General features: G+C 53.9%; 16 protein-coding genes and 1 pseudogene. 11 read left to right on the forward strand and 6 right to left on the reverse strand.

Annotated features, from left to right (window positions below):
- Window positions 1–127 precede the first annotated feature (127 nt).
- The 3 genes and pseudogenes from HPY52_03020 to HPY52_03030 all read right to left on the reverse strand — a co-directional run bounded on the left by HPY52_03020 (window position 128) and on the right by HPY52_03030 (window position 2846).
- Window positions 128–304: pseudogene (locus tag HPY52_03020) on the reverse strand (dTDP-4-dehydrorhamnose 3,5-epimerase).
- 119 nt (window positions 305–423) lie between these two features.
- Window positions 424–1491, reverse strand: coding sequence for a glucose-1-phosphate thymidylyltransferase (locus tag HPY52_03025; GenBank protein NPV79238.1), 1068 nt, complete (start codon window positions 1489–1491; stop codon window positions 424–426).
- Between the two features lie 86 nt (window positions 1492–1577).
- Complete coding sequence (locus HPY52_03030) at window positions 1578–2846, reverse strand: glycosyltransferase (GenBank protein ID NPV79239.1); 1269 nt, start codon at window positions 2844–2846, stop codon at window positions 1578–1580.
- A gap of 421 nt (window positions 2847–3267) precedes the next feature.
- Here HPY52_03030 and HPY52_03035 point away from each other — a divergent pair, with 421 nt between their 5' ends.
- Window positions 3268–4437: a radical SAM protein gene (locus tag HPY52_03035; protein NPV79240.1), complete on the forward strand. Its 1170-nt coding sequence runs from the start codon at window positions 3268–3270 to the stop codon at window positions 4435–4437.
- 308 nt (window positions 4438–4745) lie between these two features.
- On the opposite strand, the gene HPY52_03040 is transcribed toward HPY52_03035, so the two are convergent.
- Window positions 4746–5576 (reverse strand): hypothetical protein, encoded by an 831-nt coding sequence (locus tag HPY52_03040; protein ID NPV79241.1) that lies wholly within the window; start codon window positions 5574–5576, stop codon window positions 4746–4748.
- A complete protein-coding gene (locus tag HPY52_03045) occupies window positions 5567–6673 on the reverse strand; it encodes an AAA family ATPase (protein ID NPV79242.1) in 1107 nt (368 codons plus the stop codon). Before HPY52_03045 ends, HPY52_03040 begins: the two co-directional genes overlap by 10 nt.
- 300 nt (window positions 6674–6973) lie before the next feature.
- On the opposite strand from HPY52_03045, the gene HPY52_03050 reads away from it, so the two are divergent.
- The 10 genes from HPY52_03050 to HPY52_03095 all read left to right on the forward strand — a co-directional run bounded on the left by HPY52_03050 (window position 6974) and on the right by HPY52_03095 (window position 15194).
- Entirely contained in the window at window positions 6974–7513 is a 540-nt protein-coding gene (locus HPY52_03050; GenBank protein NPV79243.1) for an O-acetyl-ADP-ribose deacetylase, read from the forward strand.
- A 194-nt stretch (window positions 7514–7707) separates the two neighbouring features.
- Window positions 7708–7947, forward strand: coding sequence for an AbrB/MazE/SpoVT family DNA-binding domain-containing protein (locus tag HPY52_03055; protein ID NPV79244.1), 240 nt, complete (start codon window positions 7708–7710; stop codon window positions 7945–7947).
- A complete protein-coding gene (locus tag HPY52_03060) occupies window positions 7935–8390 on the forward strand; it encodes a type II toxin-antitoxin system VapC family toxin (GenBank protein NPV79245.1) in 456 nt (151 codons plus the stop codon). Before HPY52_03055 ends, HPY52_03060 begins: the two co-directional genes overlap by 13 nt.
- 293 nt (window positions 8391–8683) lie before the next feature.
- Window positions 8684–12643 (forward strand): DEAD/DEAH box helicase, encoded by a 3960-nt coding sequence (locus HPY52_03065; GenBank protein ID NPV79246.1) that lies wholly within the window; start codon window positions 8684–8686, stop codon window positions 12641–12643.
- Window positions 12644–12652: 9 nt separating this feature from the next.
- Window positions 12653–13201: a hypothetical protein gene (locus tag HPY52_03070; protein NPV79247.1), complete on the forward strand. Its 549-nt coding sequence runs from the start codon at window positions 12653–12655 to the stop codon at window positions 13199–13201.
- Window positions 13198–13611, forward strand: a complete 414-nt coding sequence (locus HPY52_03075; GenBank protein NPV79248.1) for a hypothetical protein — start codon at window positions 13198–13200, stop codon at window positions 13609–13611. Before HPY52_03070 ends, HPY52_03075 begins: the two co-directional genes overlap by 4 nt.
- Before the next feature lie 230 nt (window positions 13612–13841).
- A complete protein-coding gene (locus HPY52_03080) occupies window positions 13842–14108 on the forward strand; it encodes a hypothetical protein (GenBank protein ID NPV79249.1) in 267 nt (88 codons plus the stop codon).
- Window positions 14105–14563 (forward strand): PIN domain-containing protein, encoded by a 459-nt coding sequence (locus HPY52_03085; protein ID NPV79250.1) that lies wholly within the window; start codon window positions 14105–14107, stop codon window positions 14561–14563. The genes HPY52_03080 and HPY52_03085 overlap by 4 nt, the downstream gene beginning before the upstream one ends.
- Window positions 14564–14667: 104 nt before the next feature.
- Complete coding sequence (locus HPY52_03090) at window positions 14668–14958, forward strand: nucleotidyltransferase family protein (protein NPV79251.1); 291 nt, start codon at window positions 14668–14670, stop codon at window positions 14956–14958.
- On the forward strand, window positions 14955–15194 hold the full coding sequence (locus HPY52_03095) for a DUF86 domain-containing protein (protein NPV79252.1): 240 nt from the start codon (window positions 14955–14957) through the stop codon (window positions 15192–15194). Before HPY52_03090 ends, HPY52_03095 begins: the two co-directional genes overlap by 4 nt.
- Window positions 15195–15218: 24 nt before the next feature.
- On the opposite strand, the gene HPY52_03100 is transcribed toward HPY52_03095, so the two are convergent.
- Window positions 15219–15959, reverse strand: a complete 741-nt coding sequence (locus HPY52_03100; protein ID NPV79253.1) for a hypothetical protein — start codon at window positions 15957–15959, stop codon at window positions 15219–15221.
- Window positions 15960–16041 lie beyond the last annotated feature (82 nt).

A 16041-nucleotide genomic window follows, 5' to 3' on the forward strand; every position in this document is an offset into this window, starting at 1 on the left:
GAGGGAGTACCTCTGTTAATTATTGTAAATCGATAATAAAATTTTATGCTTTAAGAAGGCTTTAATGATGCACGAGGGTACAATTGGTGGCTGGCAAAGATCTGGAAGGTTATATCAAAAGTGCAGTATGATAATGCCATGCCTTGATTATGCCAGGATAACATGCGGTGACGTACGACTGCCCAAACTGCTCATATTCCGGCCAGTCCGAACGCAGCATCTCCATGAGAAATCCGCGCTCATCAGGGATCAATCTAAGCTGGCGCACTTTTACCCCATGTATCAGCTCTTTTGAAACCTGCATCTCAACATCCCCTATCCCCACCGAATCGCCCTTCAAAACTAACCCGAGACCGGTCTGACGATCTCACTCTTTCAGCTTAATTGTGCACATGGGGGTTGTCGCGGCAACCCGAAAAAGACCTATACAACAATCTCTGAATCATCCCCGAGGAAAAGCCTCAATTGCTGGCGACCATTTTCAAAACGCGATACCTTGACGTTGCGCCCAATAAGGCTATCCTCAACCCGCGATACATTCTTGAGATGGCATCCCTCGAGCACGACCGAATGCTCTATTGCCACCCCTTCGAGCCGACTGCCGCACCCGATAGCTGTGAATGGCCCAACGAAGCAATCCTTGATTATGGCCCCACGGCCGATGACAGCAGGCCCACGAACAGTGCTTCCCGATACAATAGCACCTTCATCTATTTCGACGCGGCCTACGACCTGGCTGGCTTCATCGACTGTGCCCCTTATGGTTCGTCGCGCATATTCATCCAGGACAATACGATTTGCCTCAAGGATATCATCCTTTTTCCCCGTATCAAGCCACCAACCATCGAGCACCCTGGCCCGGACCGGATCCCCATTCTGCAATAAGTATTCGATAGCATCAGTGATCTCGAGTTCACCGCGCCAGGACGGCTTTATTGCATCAATAGCCTTGTGAATAGCAGAGGAGAATACATATGTCCCCACAAGTGCGAGGTTACTTGGAGGCTCCTTCGGCTTTTCAACCAGCCGGACGACTTCCCCGCCTCCATTGACAACAGCAACCCCAAATTGCCGCGGATCAGGGACTTCCTTCAATAATATCATTGCGGCACACTGCCATCTGAGGAATTCCTCCAGGAGAGATGTAACCCCGCCCTGTATCAGGTTGTCCCCCAAAAACATGAGAAAACTTGAATCGCCCAGGAATCTCCTGGCCGTTTTAACCGCATGAGCCAGGCCCCCCGGTTTGTCCTGAAGAATGTAGGTGATGCTGGCTCCCCATCTGGAGCCATCTCCCACTGCCTCCCGCACAGAGTCCCCGGTCTCAGGCGAGATGATGATGCCAATGTCGCTAAGGCCTGCGGCAACTACCTGCTCCACCACAAAGTGGATGATAGGCCTGTTTGCGACAGGGATCAATTGCTTAGCTGTTGTGTAAGTGAGGGGGCGAAGCCTGGTTCCCTTGCCGCCTGAGAGAATAAGGGCTTTCATCTTATCTCCCTTTCCCATGATTATGCCATCCCCTCGCGCCCCACATTTCCTGCACACCGCACCTGCCAGCCTGTATCACGCCAAAATTACCCTCCAGTAGTCGCTCCATTAAGGCCATTTGCGCTCTTCATAGCAATGTCAAGATTCTCTCGGACCCCGGGGCACTGGGGATCAAGCTGTAAGGCCCGCTTAAAGTATTCCAATGCCTCATTTTGTCTTCCCAATTGGAATTTGCAGATCCCTGTCAAATTTAGCCTTTCGGCATCCATTTCTGTTTCAGAAAACTTACCCCACCACTCAAGGGCTCCTTCGAAGTCTCCCTGAGACATAGCTATAAGTGCCATATTATGCCATGCATTTCTATTGGTAGGCTCAAGATCAAGAGCTCTGACTACGGTCACGTAAGATTCTTCAATCCTGGAAAGGCTGAACAGCCTTACAGATTCCTGGAGCAATGACTGGCTTGTCCATTCAGAAACTAGCGGAAAGTAATGTTTCATAGGATCAAAAGGCCGCATCAAGACTGGCAGCGGGTTATACCCATTTGGGCCCATCTCAATGTCCCATTTCTTCCTGAATATCCAGGCATTTTCCCGCATGAGGTTCCCGTAGTCAATCCCCATACCTTTGAATGTTGCGCTTCCATAATGATGAATAAATACATCTCGGGCGATAATAATCTGGAATCCTGCTATCCCTGCACGAAGACAGAAATCATCATCCTCGAAATTCCCTGTTCCGAAGGTGATATCGAAGCCTCCAATTCTATCTATCACTTCACGTCTTATGAGCATGCAAAACCCTATGATCCGTGCAGTCCGCTGAGCTAAACCGGAATACCTGAATGAATGGGCCTGTGCATATTCGTCTAGCTTGGCTACGTTATACTCGGGATCTATTATCCGCTGGATGCCTGCCACGAAATTGCTTACCGGACCGACAAGGCCGACCCTTTCGTCTCGATTCATACATTCTAGCATTCGTTTGAGCCATCCAGGGGTCACAAGAACGTCATTATTGAGAAGAAGAATATAATCGCCGCGCGCAGCCTTGATCCCCTGATTTACAGCAGCTGCGAAACCGAGGTTTTTTTCATTGGCTATGATGTTTATGTTATCGTGGTTTGCGGCAAGGCTATTTAGATAATCTAATGTGCCATCTGTAGAGCCATTGTCTATGAAAATAAGCTCAAAGCTCTCGGGAGTATGCCGCAGGATGGTATCGACGCACTGAGCCGTATATTCAAGCTGATTATGGCAAAGGATTATTATGCTGGTGAGGCCCGGATCTAAGTTTGCGCCATTTCTAGAAGGACGAGGAATCTCCTTACCAGTCGTCTGATCCAATTTGCCCACACTGCCCTCCTGCCCAAATGCTGATCACACTCGGGATTTCAGATGCTCAAAAGGAGTGTATCTGCGCCTCCACCTGCATGAGCCCCTATTTATGATCTAGCACATTCCGTGCCAGTAATTTGTCGAGAATGCGTTTACGGATTGAAAAGAGCAGCAGTCGGCCAAAGTCGATTGCGGCTATACATTGACGGGCATTATATAGGGACTGAACATCCCATTCGCCGGCGTCGTAACCCTCAGAACAACATAGCGCATGGCACAGTGAGCAATTTCTTCACATCTTCACGGCATTAGCGCGGAAATCAGCGCCTATTGGCTATATCTGCCTAATATGCTAGCATATTCAGTAGAGCTAAAAGCTTTAGGTCCTGGATACCCGTAGACCCAGATACCAGTAGCTACGAAGGAAATGATCGACAGAATGAAAGTCAAAACTATCCTCTGCAAATCTGCCCTCACCAAATCCGGCATCAGCGGCGTGGACTACGTCATAAATCCTTACACAGGTTGCGCCCATGCCTGCGTTTACTGTTATGCTGATTTCATGCGGCGATTTACCGGGCACGAGGGCGATGTGTGGGGGACTTTTGTAGATGTGAAGGCTAACATCGTCGAGCGGCTGAGAAGGGAGCTTATGGGGAGGGAAGGCCGGGAACCGGAAGAGCGGCAAAGTCTTTCGTTGCAATGCCTCCCGCTGCCACGTCTCTCACTGCATAAGATGGCGCTCCGCCAAGCCCGGGCCATGCGCTATACCGGCGAAGTTATGTTCTCCAGCGTAACCGATCCCTACCAGCCCTTGGAGGCCAAATGGAAGCTCACTAGAGGCTGCCTTGAGGTGCTTCTGGAGGCGGAGTCTATTGAGCTTACGGCGGGATTGGCTTGGGCAGAGGCAAAGCCGCAGCCGGGAGTCGCCGGGGTGGTGGCTCAGCCGGATGGCGCTGGGACGACGGCTTGGCCGGAGCTGGATAGGGTGATGATTCAGCCGGACGTCACCAGGCCGATGGATCAGGCAAAGGAGACCGCAAAAGAGTCACGGTCTGAGGCCACAGGGCCCAAGGCCGGCGGCCAGCCCAGGACAATTTCCATCCTCACCAAGTCCGACCTCGTGACGCGAGATATAGACATCCTGAGAGATTTCCGAGATTGCACCGTCGGCCTCACCATAACGACGGCCCGCGATGATGTGGCAAGAATCTTTGAGCCTGGCGCGCCTCCGCCATCCAGGCGTTTTGCTGCCCTTGAGAAGCTCAATAAAGCCGGGATCAGGACTTGGGTCTTTGTGGCGCCGGTATTGCCATTCTTCTCAGACCGACCTGAGGAAATGGAGCTATTATTCAAGGCTGTCGCGGCTGCTGGCACCCGGGAAATATCCATAGACAGCATGAATTTCTACCCATCTGTGAAATACCGTCTGAACCGCCTGTTCTCCCGCATTTCCCAAAATGGGAACCATACAGGCGGAGAGCACGCATGCGCAATCGCTTATTTGAATAAGGCTATGCGTGATCAAGAGGCCTGGAGGATAGACATCAGGGCCAGCGCGCATGAGGCGGCAGCCAGGTGCGGAATTCATGTAAAATTCGCCTTTTAAATGCAGGTTCCTTAATTCACGCCAATTCACTAGCGCGTTTCGGGGGTTGCTGATGCTCTGCCCCGGGGACGCCGCACCTACTCTGAAAATAGCGGCACCCGCTTCGGGGGATTCTCATCCCTCTGATGGTGCTGCCATGGCGGCATGGGCGCCTCCATTGAAGTTTGGCGCGAGGGATTCACCAGCTTTCAAAGGCCCGTCACGCAAGCGCCGGCGCCGGCAGCCCTTAAGACCGGCCACCCCTAAAACCGGCGGTCCTTCAAATTGAAAGGGCCGGGCTACGTACCGGAATAGTCGGCGGCAGGCCATCATTGCCTGAGGAAGTTAACGAGCACCTTCCACTCCGGAAGAACATCCAGGGCGCTCTCTGGATTACTAATAATCCAGTCCCTGATACGCTCCCGGAATCGACCAGCATCTACACCATAAATCCGATTAAGCGCCGGTCCCAGAGCATAAAGGATGTCCTTCCCAGAGAACCAGACCAGGATATTCTCCCAGTTGGCACAGAAATCCTCGGTAAACTCAGCTATTTTACTTTCGAGTGAGCATGCTGATGTATGTGGCGATAAGGACTCGCTCACACGGTTCATGTATTCTGCTATGCACCCCAACGCCCATTCACCACATTGAATCTGATTTAACCAGGACGGTATTCCTAACTCGCGACCCTCCAGTTCAATAGGGCGGGTCTTGAGCTCATAGTGGGGAGGCAAAGTACGCCTTGCCATTCCAATAGTCCAACGCGCTGCCTCATAGAACCGGATCCTGAGAGCTGCCTCAATAAGGGCTGCTTCATAATCCTGACGCGCACCTGATGGCCAAATGAGAGCGATGAGGGCAGGGTCCAGGAGATAGTTCTCGATTTCATGCCGACTCCAGTACCATCCCAGAGGCTCGGGAAAACGACCGTCCCTGATCTCGCCGGGCATATGATCCTGGTTAGGAGCAGGGTCAAAGTCGAAATCGCGATCGCGGACAAATGCTACACGCTGTCCAGTTCGTTTCCATTCTTGAACGGCAATGGGCTTGAGGGAGTATTTCGAACCCCGCGCCTCTACCGGAGGGGTGCCTTTCAGGATAGCGCCAAGGATATTAGCATCAAGATTACCCTCAACCAGAAGGAGGTTTACAGGCATAGTCGTCCCCCCTTAAGGCGCATCTTCGAAGTCTCCGGGACAATATCGTCCAGATATTTCGAATGGGTCGTCACGATAAACTGGCAATCAGGCGCCAGTCTAGGGAGATTGCCATACAACGCCTGCTGTTCTGGGGGATGTAGATGAAGCTCTAATTCATCTAAAAGAACTATGGATTTCACGATCTCAAGCCGTGTCATCTCATAGGCTAATGGAAAAACCGCCTGTTCCCCTGACGACATCTCGGCAATGTCGTATGGGATGCTACAACCTTCGCGCTCAACCAGCACCAGGAAGTCAGAAGGGCCTGGAGCCTCAATTCCTTTTCTGGGTTCCGTTCCTACGAATCGGAAGCCTGGAAAAACCCGCTCCATGCGCTGCTGAAGCAAATGGATGTAGTCTCGTCCGCCAGGATCTGATCCTGGCCACGCCTTCCTCGTAAGGTGATAACTCCACCATACAACGAGATACGAACGGAGTTGCTCCACCCCCGCCGACCATGCGCCTGGTTTGGCTATTCCATTAAGATCAGGGTCGGTCGAAAGAGTGCCCAGATTCCTGAACTGATCAAACCAGAAGACATCCCCAACTCGTGCAAAGTCGCTGCGGAGGTCGGGCTTGATACGCTGAACACGCTTTAGATAGTACCGGCCGAGGAACTGCATTTTTGCCGCCGGCCCTTGCCGTGCCGTTACTTCGCCCCGGCTATACTGCAAAGTGACAGTCTTCGATTCCCCCGGGGGAATCCAACCGCGGGTTTCTTCTTTCGGAATCGCACTTTTACATTCCTCGTAGAGTCTGCGAGTCACAAGGATCTCATCATCGTCAAAGCCCACCTCTAGCTCGATGCGAGTCGGCCCAAGCGAATTCATTCGCTCAGGGATAAAACCATACCAGGGGAAGCTCTCAGGGTCTTTAACATGCCGCGTTGCTATCCCCAGAGTAAGCGCAATTGCCTGAAGCAGGGTTGTTTTCCCGGACCCGTTATCGCCCAGGATTAGAAGCCTGTCGCGGACCGATCCCTGTGCATCGCGAAAATCCAGATCCAGCTCTCGCAGACCTTTAAACCGTTCTATATGTGCGCGTAGTAGCCTCACTCCCAGTTCACCCCTTCTCCTTCAAGGTGATTCCGCATGGATCCCAGGCTATCACAAGCCAAATCTGTCATGCCGACTTCTGATGGCCTATTGAGGGGCAAGAGGGGCAGCAGCCTATTTTTACAGTATGGCAGAATCATCCACAACCACGCATCACGCCCCGCACCAGAGGACCTACACTCATTATATATTAGATTCGCGTACTGGCACAAGCAGGAAGTTCATCACTTCATCATTTCACCATCCGCTCCTAATATGATAGAATCTCCTTGAACTCTTCTGCGAACGGGGGGAATTACCATGGAACTCGTGGTTAACGGGACTCTACTCCGCTTCATTCGAGGAGACATAACCGCACAGGAGACCGACGCCATAGTCAATGCCGCCAATTCAAGCCTTATGGGTGGCGGCGGGGTGGATGGGGCGATACATAGAGCTGGTGGGCCGCAGATCCTTGAGGAATGCAAAAAGATCCGCCGGGAGAAGGGGCCTTGCCCGCCTGGAGAGGCGGTCATAACAACAGGAGGAATGCTCAAAGCCCGGTATGTGATTCATACTGTCGGCCCGATCTGGCAGGGCGGGGATCGCGGAGAGGATCAAATTCTCGCCAGTGCATACCGGAATAGCCTGAAGCTGGCAAAGGGCCATGGGATACGCACCATCTCATTTCCTTCAATCAGCACAGGGGCCTACCGTTTTCCAATAGAACGGGCCGCCAGGATAGCTCTCACCACCGTAAGGGAATTCCTGGCCGCTGAAGACGGGTTCGACGAAGTGCGATTCGTCCTGTTCAGCGATGCAGATTTAAGGGTTTATGAAGAAACGGCAACCGCGGAATAGGACCGGGGCAACGGGATGTGCCTTACACCCGCCCCGCCAGCTACATCTGCCGCGCCAACTACACCCGTCCCGCCAGCCATTAAAATTCGAGTGAGTCGGCGGACAGGAGCTTTGACAGGCTTCTGGCCTGCGCTCCCCCAAACATTGACTGATATGTCCGCTATGTTCATAATATATCTGAGAGGTGATGGAATATGCCCGTGGTCCGAATTGGCAAACGTGGGACCATGATACTGCCTGCCGGCATTCGCCATAAAATGGATATCCGACAGGGGGATGAAATGCTTGTCGAAATGGATGAGCGGGGGACCCTTCACATGATGAAAAAGCCCAAGGATTTTGCAGCCGCGCTCCGTAACTTGCACAAGGACATATGGGAGGGAATAGACCCTATTCAGTATGTGAGAGAGGAACGGGCTTCATGGGAAAAGTAGCCGGCTTACTCGAGAACTGCAGGTACATCGGAATCGATACTAATTGCTTTATTTTTCAGTTCGATAGTGACCATTATCCCCAGCAAGCTCCTCTCGCTCAGGAGCTGTTCGAACTGGTACAATCCGGCAGGATAAAGGCAATCACTTCGCCAATAACAATTACCGAGATTATGACCCTTCCGCGCCGACTGGGATTGGAAGATGTCGCATATCAGTATAAACTGCTCCTGATGAATTTCCCCAATCTCGAGATCCAGGACATCACTGCTGAGGTAGCAGACCGTGCGGCGTTTTTGCGGGGAGTTTATAATCTCAAGACGCCGGATGCTTTGCAGTGTGCCGCAGCACTCGTGGCGGGAGCAGATGCTCTTGTGACTTTTGACAGGGGTATGTCCAGGGTGCAACCGGCCCTCCAAGTAATAGTCCTGGATGTCGATCCATGATTCAGCTGTTCAGGTATGGAATAAACATGGCCGCTGAAGATGGATTTGACGAGGTGCGGTTCGCCCTGTTCAGCGATGCCCACTCCGCCGGCCGAATTCGACAGGCAAGAGATGCCGGGAGTACCATTTACAGGATGGACAATCTATTGACGAACTCTGCACTTCCGCCAAATCTCCTTTTGTATCCTCTGGGTCGCTCGTCAGTAGACCACCTGGTACATAATTCGGGATTTTACACATCTTGCCGCTCTCATTCCGATGTGTTATCTTCACCTTATGGATGGTGAGAATTCGTGATTTTGCACGGGACATGGATTCCTCTGCTGGGAAGAGGCGGTGCAGGCGGCGACAGCAACGTGGCGGCCCTCACGTCGCACAACATAAACTATTCAGACATAGAAGGATGTTTTTTTGTCTGGGGAGAGCGCTCTCCAGCTGCGACTGTCGATAGCCAGGGCGTGGCCGGGGCTTCCACTAACTCTTATGTGTTACATGGCCAGGCAGAGAAGTGGGACACAAGGGCTGGGACGGACACAAGGGGTGGGGATAAGGATTCATCGCGGTATCAGCCCCTTCGGTGCCATCCTTTCCAGGCCTCACGGAATGATTTGGTCGACGCGCTCCGGCACCTTGCCGGACTCAGGCTCCGTGACCTGGACGGCGCCGCGCGGAGGGCGCGCGTAGTGATGTTCCTGCCGTCAAGGGGCGAACGTCCCGAACCTTCCAATTCTTTTATCTTGGAATCGCCGCAGGATTCCATGAGCGCGGGCCAGCACGATCCCGCGGGCCAGAACGATCCTGGGGACCGGGATGATCCCGCAGGTCAGGATGATTCCGGAGAGGAATCTCGCGCGGGACAAGCTACCGCGGGAGGGGTTCCTTCAGGTGAAGTTGCCATGGGCCGGACGGCCGCCGAAAAGGCGACCCTCGCTCCCTGGGAGGTCAGCGGAATCGCACTCCCCGCTTCCAGTGCGCTGAGATTCCTGGTTATCTTATCACAGAGTGATGGCATGAGTACTGGGCCTGGTGACGGTGGGCCTAGCGACGGCTGGCCTGGTGATGGCTGGGATGACGCCGCCGGCGACCTCGATAAGTCTCAGGTTTCAACCGGCCAGGATATAAGGTTTTGGAGCAAGGTGGCCAAGCTCGCCCTTGAGCTCATGGCGCGGGAAAGGTTTTCCCCCACAGTGGTCAGCGCGCAGTCAACCATCCTTAAACATGGTGCCGGTTCTGGTGACAGCATGGCGGCGGCCTGCCACGACGACGCTCCGGCCCCTGACGTCTCCGGCGTCCGTGGCATCCCCGGCCGCAGCGCCGGCAAAAGATCGAAGCATCGCAGGGGCAATATCAGGAGCAACAAGAAGGATGCTACTGCCGCAGAGGACGAGACGAGATTTAGAGCCACCTGGCTTCCTGTCTTAAATACCGCTGGCGATGTGGAGCGTCTTCAATCACTTCAGGAGTCCATGCCAGCCATATGCAGGGCGATACCGGTCCTCGAGTCATCTGTCCCCGAAGCTCGCTCCTTGTTGATGAGCTTCCTGGACACATGTGTGGATGAGATGGTCCGGGAGTGGATTTCGACAGAGTCGCGCAAGGGTCATGAGGAATGGCGCAGGGATCACGAAACCAATGCTCGCAGGATCGGGACCCGCGAGACCTATAAGGATGACTATTTCCTGAATAGGGAGCTGCGCAGGCATTTCCTGGATAAACCGAAAGCAAGGAAGGGCGGCACAGTAGCTGGCAACTGGCTCTCGGGTCTCACCTCTGATGAAGTGCTCCTCAAGGGGCCGACCCGGGAAATCAAGGAATTCTGCCGTGCGATTTCGGACTGGTCGCAGGAGATACGCGGGACCGGAGCCAGAGCGGCATTTCGGACCTGCTTCCGCCTGGAACCGCCGGCGGAGGCGGATGCTGAGATGGGGGAAACGCCCGCGAAAGTGGGGGGAAGCGATTCGTCGCAGCCATCATCGCGTGCATCATCGCGGTCGTCCCCGCGGTCGTCGAAGGCTCCCGTAGAGCTTGATGGAGGGCTCTGGCACCTGCGGTTTCTCCTCCAGGCCGTGGATGACCCGAGCCTCCTGATCCCTGCGGAGAGGGTATGGCAGGAGCAAAAGCGAACTCTGGAATTCATGAACCGCCGGTTTGAGAATCCGCAGGAAAGACTCCTTCACGACCTGGGCCGGGCTTCGCGGCTCTTTCCAAAGATAGAAGAGAGCCTCAAGACAGCCTGCCCTGAAGCGTGCCAACTTACGGTCCATGAGGCATACTCCTTCCTGCGGGACGTGGTCCCGGTCCTGGAAGAGAGCGGGTTTGGGGTACTGGTCCCCGCCTGGTGGAATCCCAACGGTAACGGGCCGGCGCGCCTGGGCATCAGGCTGCGGCTCGTCAGTAAAGAGAAAAGAAAGACCAGCAGCCGGAAAGATACTGTGATCGCCAGCCAGGGCAACCTCGGTCTCGACAGCCTCATCAACTATGACTGGCAGGTTGCCCTCGGCGGGCAGGTGATGAGCCGGGAGGAATTTGAGAGGCTTGCGGCGCTGAAGGTGCCCCTTGTCCGCATCAGGGGCGAATGGATCGAGCTGAGGACTGAGGACATCGAGGCCGCCATATGCTTTTGGGAAAACCGCGGGAAGGCCGGGCAGATGAGGGTCCGTGAGGCTCTTGCGCTGGCCCTTGCCGGTGATAACGGCAGCCACGGCTTGCCCGTGGTTGGGGTGGATGCTGAGGGCCGTATCGCAGATCTCATCCAGCAGCTCAAGGACGGGGAAAAGGTTAGCGAGCTCCCTCAGCCTTCAGATTTGTCGGGTCAACTCAGGCCTTATCAGATAAGGGGCTATTCATGGCTTTCGTCCATGTCTCGTTGGGGGCTCGGAGCATGCCTTGCCGATGACATGGGACTCGGCAAGACCATACAGGTGATCGCAATGCTGCTCCGCGCAAAAGAGGAAGGTCGCGCCCAGGGTCCGGCTCTGCTCATCTGCCCCACGTCTCTCGTGGGCAACTGGAGGCATGAGCTTGCCCGCTTCGGGCCTTCTCTCCGGGTGATGATTCATCATGGAGGAGGAAGGCTTACAGGATCAGAATTCGTGAAAGAAGCCATGGCAAACGATATAGTTCTCAGCACCTATACGCTTGCTCATCGCGACGAGAAGGACCTCTCCAAGGTGGAATGGGGCGCCATTATCCTCGATGAGGCGCAAAACATAAAGAATTCAGCCGCCAAACAGAGTCAGAGCGTACGCAGGCTGAAATCCGGTGTCAGGATCGCGCTCACCGGAACTCCCATTGAAAACCGCCTCTCCGAGCTATGGTCGATCATGGAATTCCTGAACCCCGGTTTCTTTGGGACTCAGAAGAGCTTCCGGGCGCAGTTTGCCATTCCGATAGAACGATACCGGAACCAGCATAAGATGAAGCAATTGCAGCGTCTGGTCCAGCCTTTTGTCCTGCGGCGTCTCAAGACCGATAGGCGAATCATTCAGGATTTGCCCGAAAAGCAGGAGATGAAGGTGTTTTGCACCCTCACCAGGGAGCAGGCCACACTGTATGAGGCTGTCGTAAGGGATATGATGGAAAAGATCGAGGGCGCGGAGGGCATAGAACGTAGGGGGGCTGTCCTCGCCACGCTCCTGAAGCTAAAGCAGGTCTGCAACCACCCTGCGCAATTCCTTGGAGATGGCAGCCCGCTTGCGGGACGCTCGGGAAAGCTATCGCGGCTTACCGAGATGCTGGAGGAAGCGCTTGCTGCTGGAGACCGGGCACTGATTTTCACGCAATTCGCCACGATGGGCGAAATGCTAAAGACTTACCTCGAACGCGTCCTGCATCGAGAAGTTCTATTTCTGCATGGAGCAGTGCCGCAAAAGGTGAGGGATAAAATGGTGACAAGATTCCAGGAAGATCCCGACGGTCCGCCCATATTCATTCTCTCCCTAAAGGCTGGTGGCCTGGGACTGAATCTTACCCGGGCCAATCATGTGTTCCATTTCGACCGGTGGTGGAATCCCGCCGTGGAAAATCAGGCTACGGACCGGGCATTTCGGATCGGTCAGACCCGCGATGTGCTGGTGCACAAATTCATATGCGCTGGCACGCTGGAGGAGAGGATCGACGAGATGATAGAAGGCAAAAAGTACCTGGCCGAAAATGTGATCGGGACCGGAGAGGAATGGCTGACCGAGATGTCCACCGATGAGCTACGAGAGATCTTTGCTCTACGCGGCAGCGCGGTAGTGGAGGAGGATTAGGCGCGCACCATGGGCAAGAAGAATGAGTTCGGCGAAAACTGGTGGGCAAAACGATGGCTCTCTGTGCTGGAATCCTTTGGGTGGGCAAACCGGCTGCAGAGGGAACGTTCTTACGCCCGCGGCGGGAACGTCCTCGATATCGATATCCAGCCGGGCATGGTCAAGGCTGAGGTGCAAGGTTCGCGACCGAGACCCTACCGGGTCACAATAAAAATGCAACCATTGTCGGACAAAGAGTGGGACCGCGTGATCTCAGCCATGGCAGGTAAGGCGATCTTCGCTGCGCGCCTGCTGGCCGGGGAAATGCCGGAGAACATCGAGGAGGCTTTTGCCAGCTCACGGGTAAGCCTTTTCCCCAAATCCTCGAGCGACATCACCACGAGCTGCTCATGTCCTGATTGGGCTAACCCCTGCAAGCATGTGGCTGCGGTGTATTATTTGCTGGGCGAGAGATTCGACGGAGACCCATTCTTGCTCTTCCGCCTTCGCGGCCGGAGCCGCGAGGAGCTCACGGAGGCCCTGCGGCAGAGACGCGCTGCGGAGGTCTCTGAAAAATGAAGAGGGAGGGAGTCGGCAAGGCGGGAGCACAGGCGGACACGCGTACCGCGGCGCAAAGTGGAAGGCAAGCCGGGGTGCAGAGCGAGACGCAGGCCGAGGCACAAGGCGAGGTGCAGGTCGGGACACAGGCTTTTGGAGTCTGCCCTGCCAAGACTCTTCAGGATTCAGCAGAGAGCTTCTGGACCGGAGACCCCAAGAGGCTCGATGCAATAGAGATCTCAATGGTCCCTCCCCCCGTGCGCATGGCAATTATCAAGCGCCTTGGGGAACCATGGTTTTGGAATGCAGATCCCGGTTTGAAAGGTAAAGATTTCATGGGTATCATGGAACGATATTACCGTAAGGTCAGCAGTCAGGCCCTGGCCTTGGCTTTCAAAGATGTTGCCGGTGACGGGAACGGGTCAAGTTGAGTCGATAGTCCATGTTGCCCCCATGCCCTCGACTCTTGGTTAATATGTCCGCCATATTCATAATATAAATGGGTGAGTAGTCTGCAACAAATAGGGCGCCGGCGCCCCCTCAAATAGGTTGGCACGCGATGGGAAATGATCCCAGGAGGAACGATTGAGCCGGGGAACGAATGAGGCGGGACCAACGACGCACATCACGGGTAAGGCGAAAAGACTGAACCGCATGCCTATTGAATATCTCTATTGATTATGCTATCCTGTTTGTCAGGGGTGATTTTATGCAACTCAATATCTACATTCCTAAAGAGAAAAGCAGCGTATTAGCTGCCCTGGACCGGATCGCGGAAACGACCAAACGTCCCAAGAACGAAATAGTCCTTGAAGCGCTTGAACGTTATTTGCCTGCCGTAGCTCCAACCATGCTCGGAGAATACAGTCTGGGAAAGATAAGCAAAGTCAGCCGCGCAGATCTCTATGAGGGAAGGTTAAAGCCTTGATTCTCGTGGACACAAATGTCCTGGTCCATGCCATCAACACCGATGCTCCGCAGCATGAAATGAGCAGGGCTCTAGTAAAGGCCGTCCAAACAAGGCGGCTCGATGGCGCATTATTGCCTCAGATTCTCCTGGAGTTTTTCGCCATAATCACAGATGGACGCCGCGTTGCAAGGCCTCTTGGAGCGAAGGAAGCATGGGAGCAGGTGAAGCTCTTGAAGGTCATCTTCCCGGTGCTGGATGCAGGACTCAAGTCCCTGGAGTACCTCAAAGATGCAGTAACAGAAGGAAAGGTAAAGGGCAGTGACATTTTCAATGCCTATCTGGTTGCCCAGATGAGAGCTTGTGGCATCTCCGTCATCTGCACCTATAATACCAGAGATTTCCAAAAGTACAGCGGTATCATTGTACAAACACCAGAAGAGCTCATCCCCAGCCGTCAGGATTCGGGACATTAGGTGCGTTTAGGCTTATAGTGTCATAGCAGAGACGATCCATGGGCTCTTAATTATGTATAATGAAAACAATGCTAAAATGACCGGATTTTCAGGGGGTATCAAAAGTGCCTGGAAGAGAAGAAATTGAAGCAAGGTCAAAGAAGTATAAACCCTTTTTGGCCGGGCGATTTAAAGTAAAAGAGATCGGCCTTTTCGGCTCCTGTATCCGGGGGGAGCAAACCGAAGGCAGTGACGTGGATATTCTTGTGGAATTCAGCGCGCCCATCGGGTGGGAATTTATTGACCTCAAGGATTTTTTGGAATCACTCTTGGGGCTTAAAGTAGACTTAGTAACCGGAGGGGCCCTTAAACCCCAAATGAAGGATCGCATCCTGCAGGAGGTCGTCTACCAATGAAGCAAAAGTCCGCCAAAATCTTTGTCGAAGATATCCCTGGCGCTATAAGCAAGATCGAACACTATACTCAGGGTATGGTTTATGATGCATTCTTCGAAGACGAGCGGACCGTAGACGCCGTAATCCGGAATCTCGAAATTATTGGTGAAGCCGCGCGAAACATCCCGAAGGATCTTCCCCGGACAAAACCAAAAAAAGAATCAATGCGTAGTCATCTTAAGATTGAAGATGCCTAATCTGAAGCCGACAGCGATCTGCTCTTAGCCCGGCTCCGCCTTCACCTGTCTCTCCGCCTTCTTCCTATACATAACACACAACTGGTCAAGGGTTTTTGCATATGGCCCGCCGAGGTCGACGTCGTTGAGCCGCAGGTGTGCCGGAAGGTGTCGCCTGATTCCCTCCAAGCTCAGGTCGCCGCGGGTCACGGTCACAAGCGTGATCCCATTGTTGTGGCTTAGGGCGAGTTTCATCAGATCATGTGACTGTGCCTGCTTGACGCCGGTTTCGCTCCTGTAGACCACAGTTATGGTGTAATGCTGGTCTCCATTGTATTCAAAGGCGACAGCCTCGTCTGGCAGGTAGAGGTCATATTCCAGGGGTTTACTGGTCAGCGGGTTGGCTAAAAAGCCCGGACGGGCGTTTTCCACCCAAACATCGCAGCATACCCAGAATAGCACGATACACTTCATCAGGAATTCGCCCTTATATCGGGCCATAGCAAACCTGGAGTTTAGGTCGGCGGCCATCTTTTCCTGATAGTCCGCAGGGATCAGGGCTACCGGTCGCAGACTCTTGCCTTGCTTAACCAGTTTGAGCCACCCTGCAGATGCAAGCCCCTCACAGGCCCGCATGGCCCTGTAGCGGCCAAGCGAGGACTTTGCGATGAGTTCCTTCATGCTGGTTGGTTTCAGGTGTTGGATGAGAATATAGAGCGCCCGCTCCTCAAAGCCGAGGTCCGCCGCACTACACAGTCCATCCAGAACACACTTGGGTATCCACAATGGTCTAACTCCCCCCTCCCGGGCTTTGACCGCATCTAAGTATCTAACTGGAACTGGAATCGCATAACCGCAACTACACTAC

This window comes from Bacillota bacterium (assembly GCA_013178415.1).
Lineage (GTDB): Bacteria > Bacillota > SHA-98 > Ch115 > Ch115 > Ch115.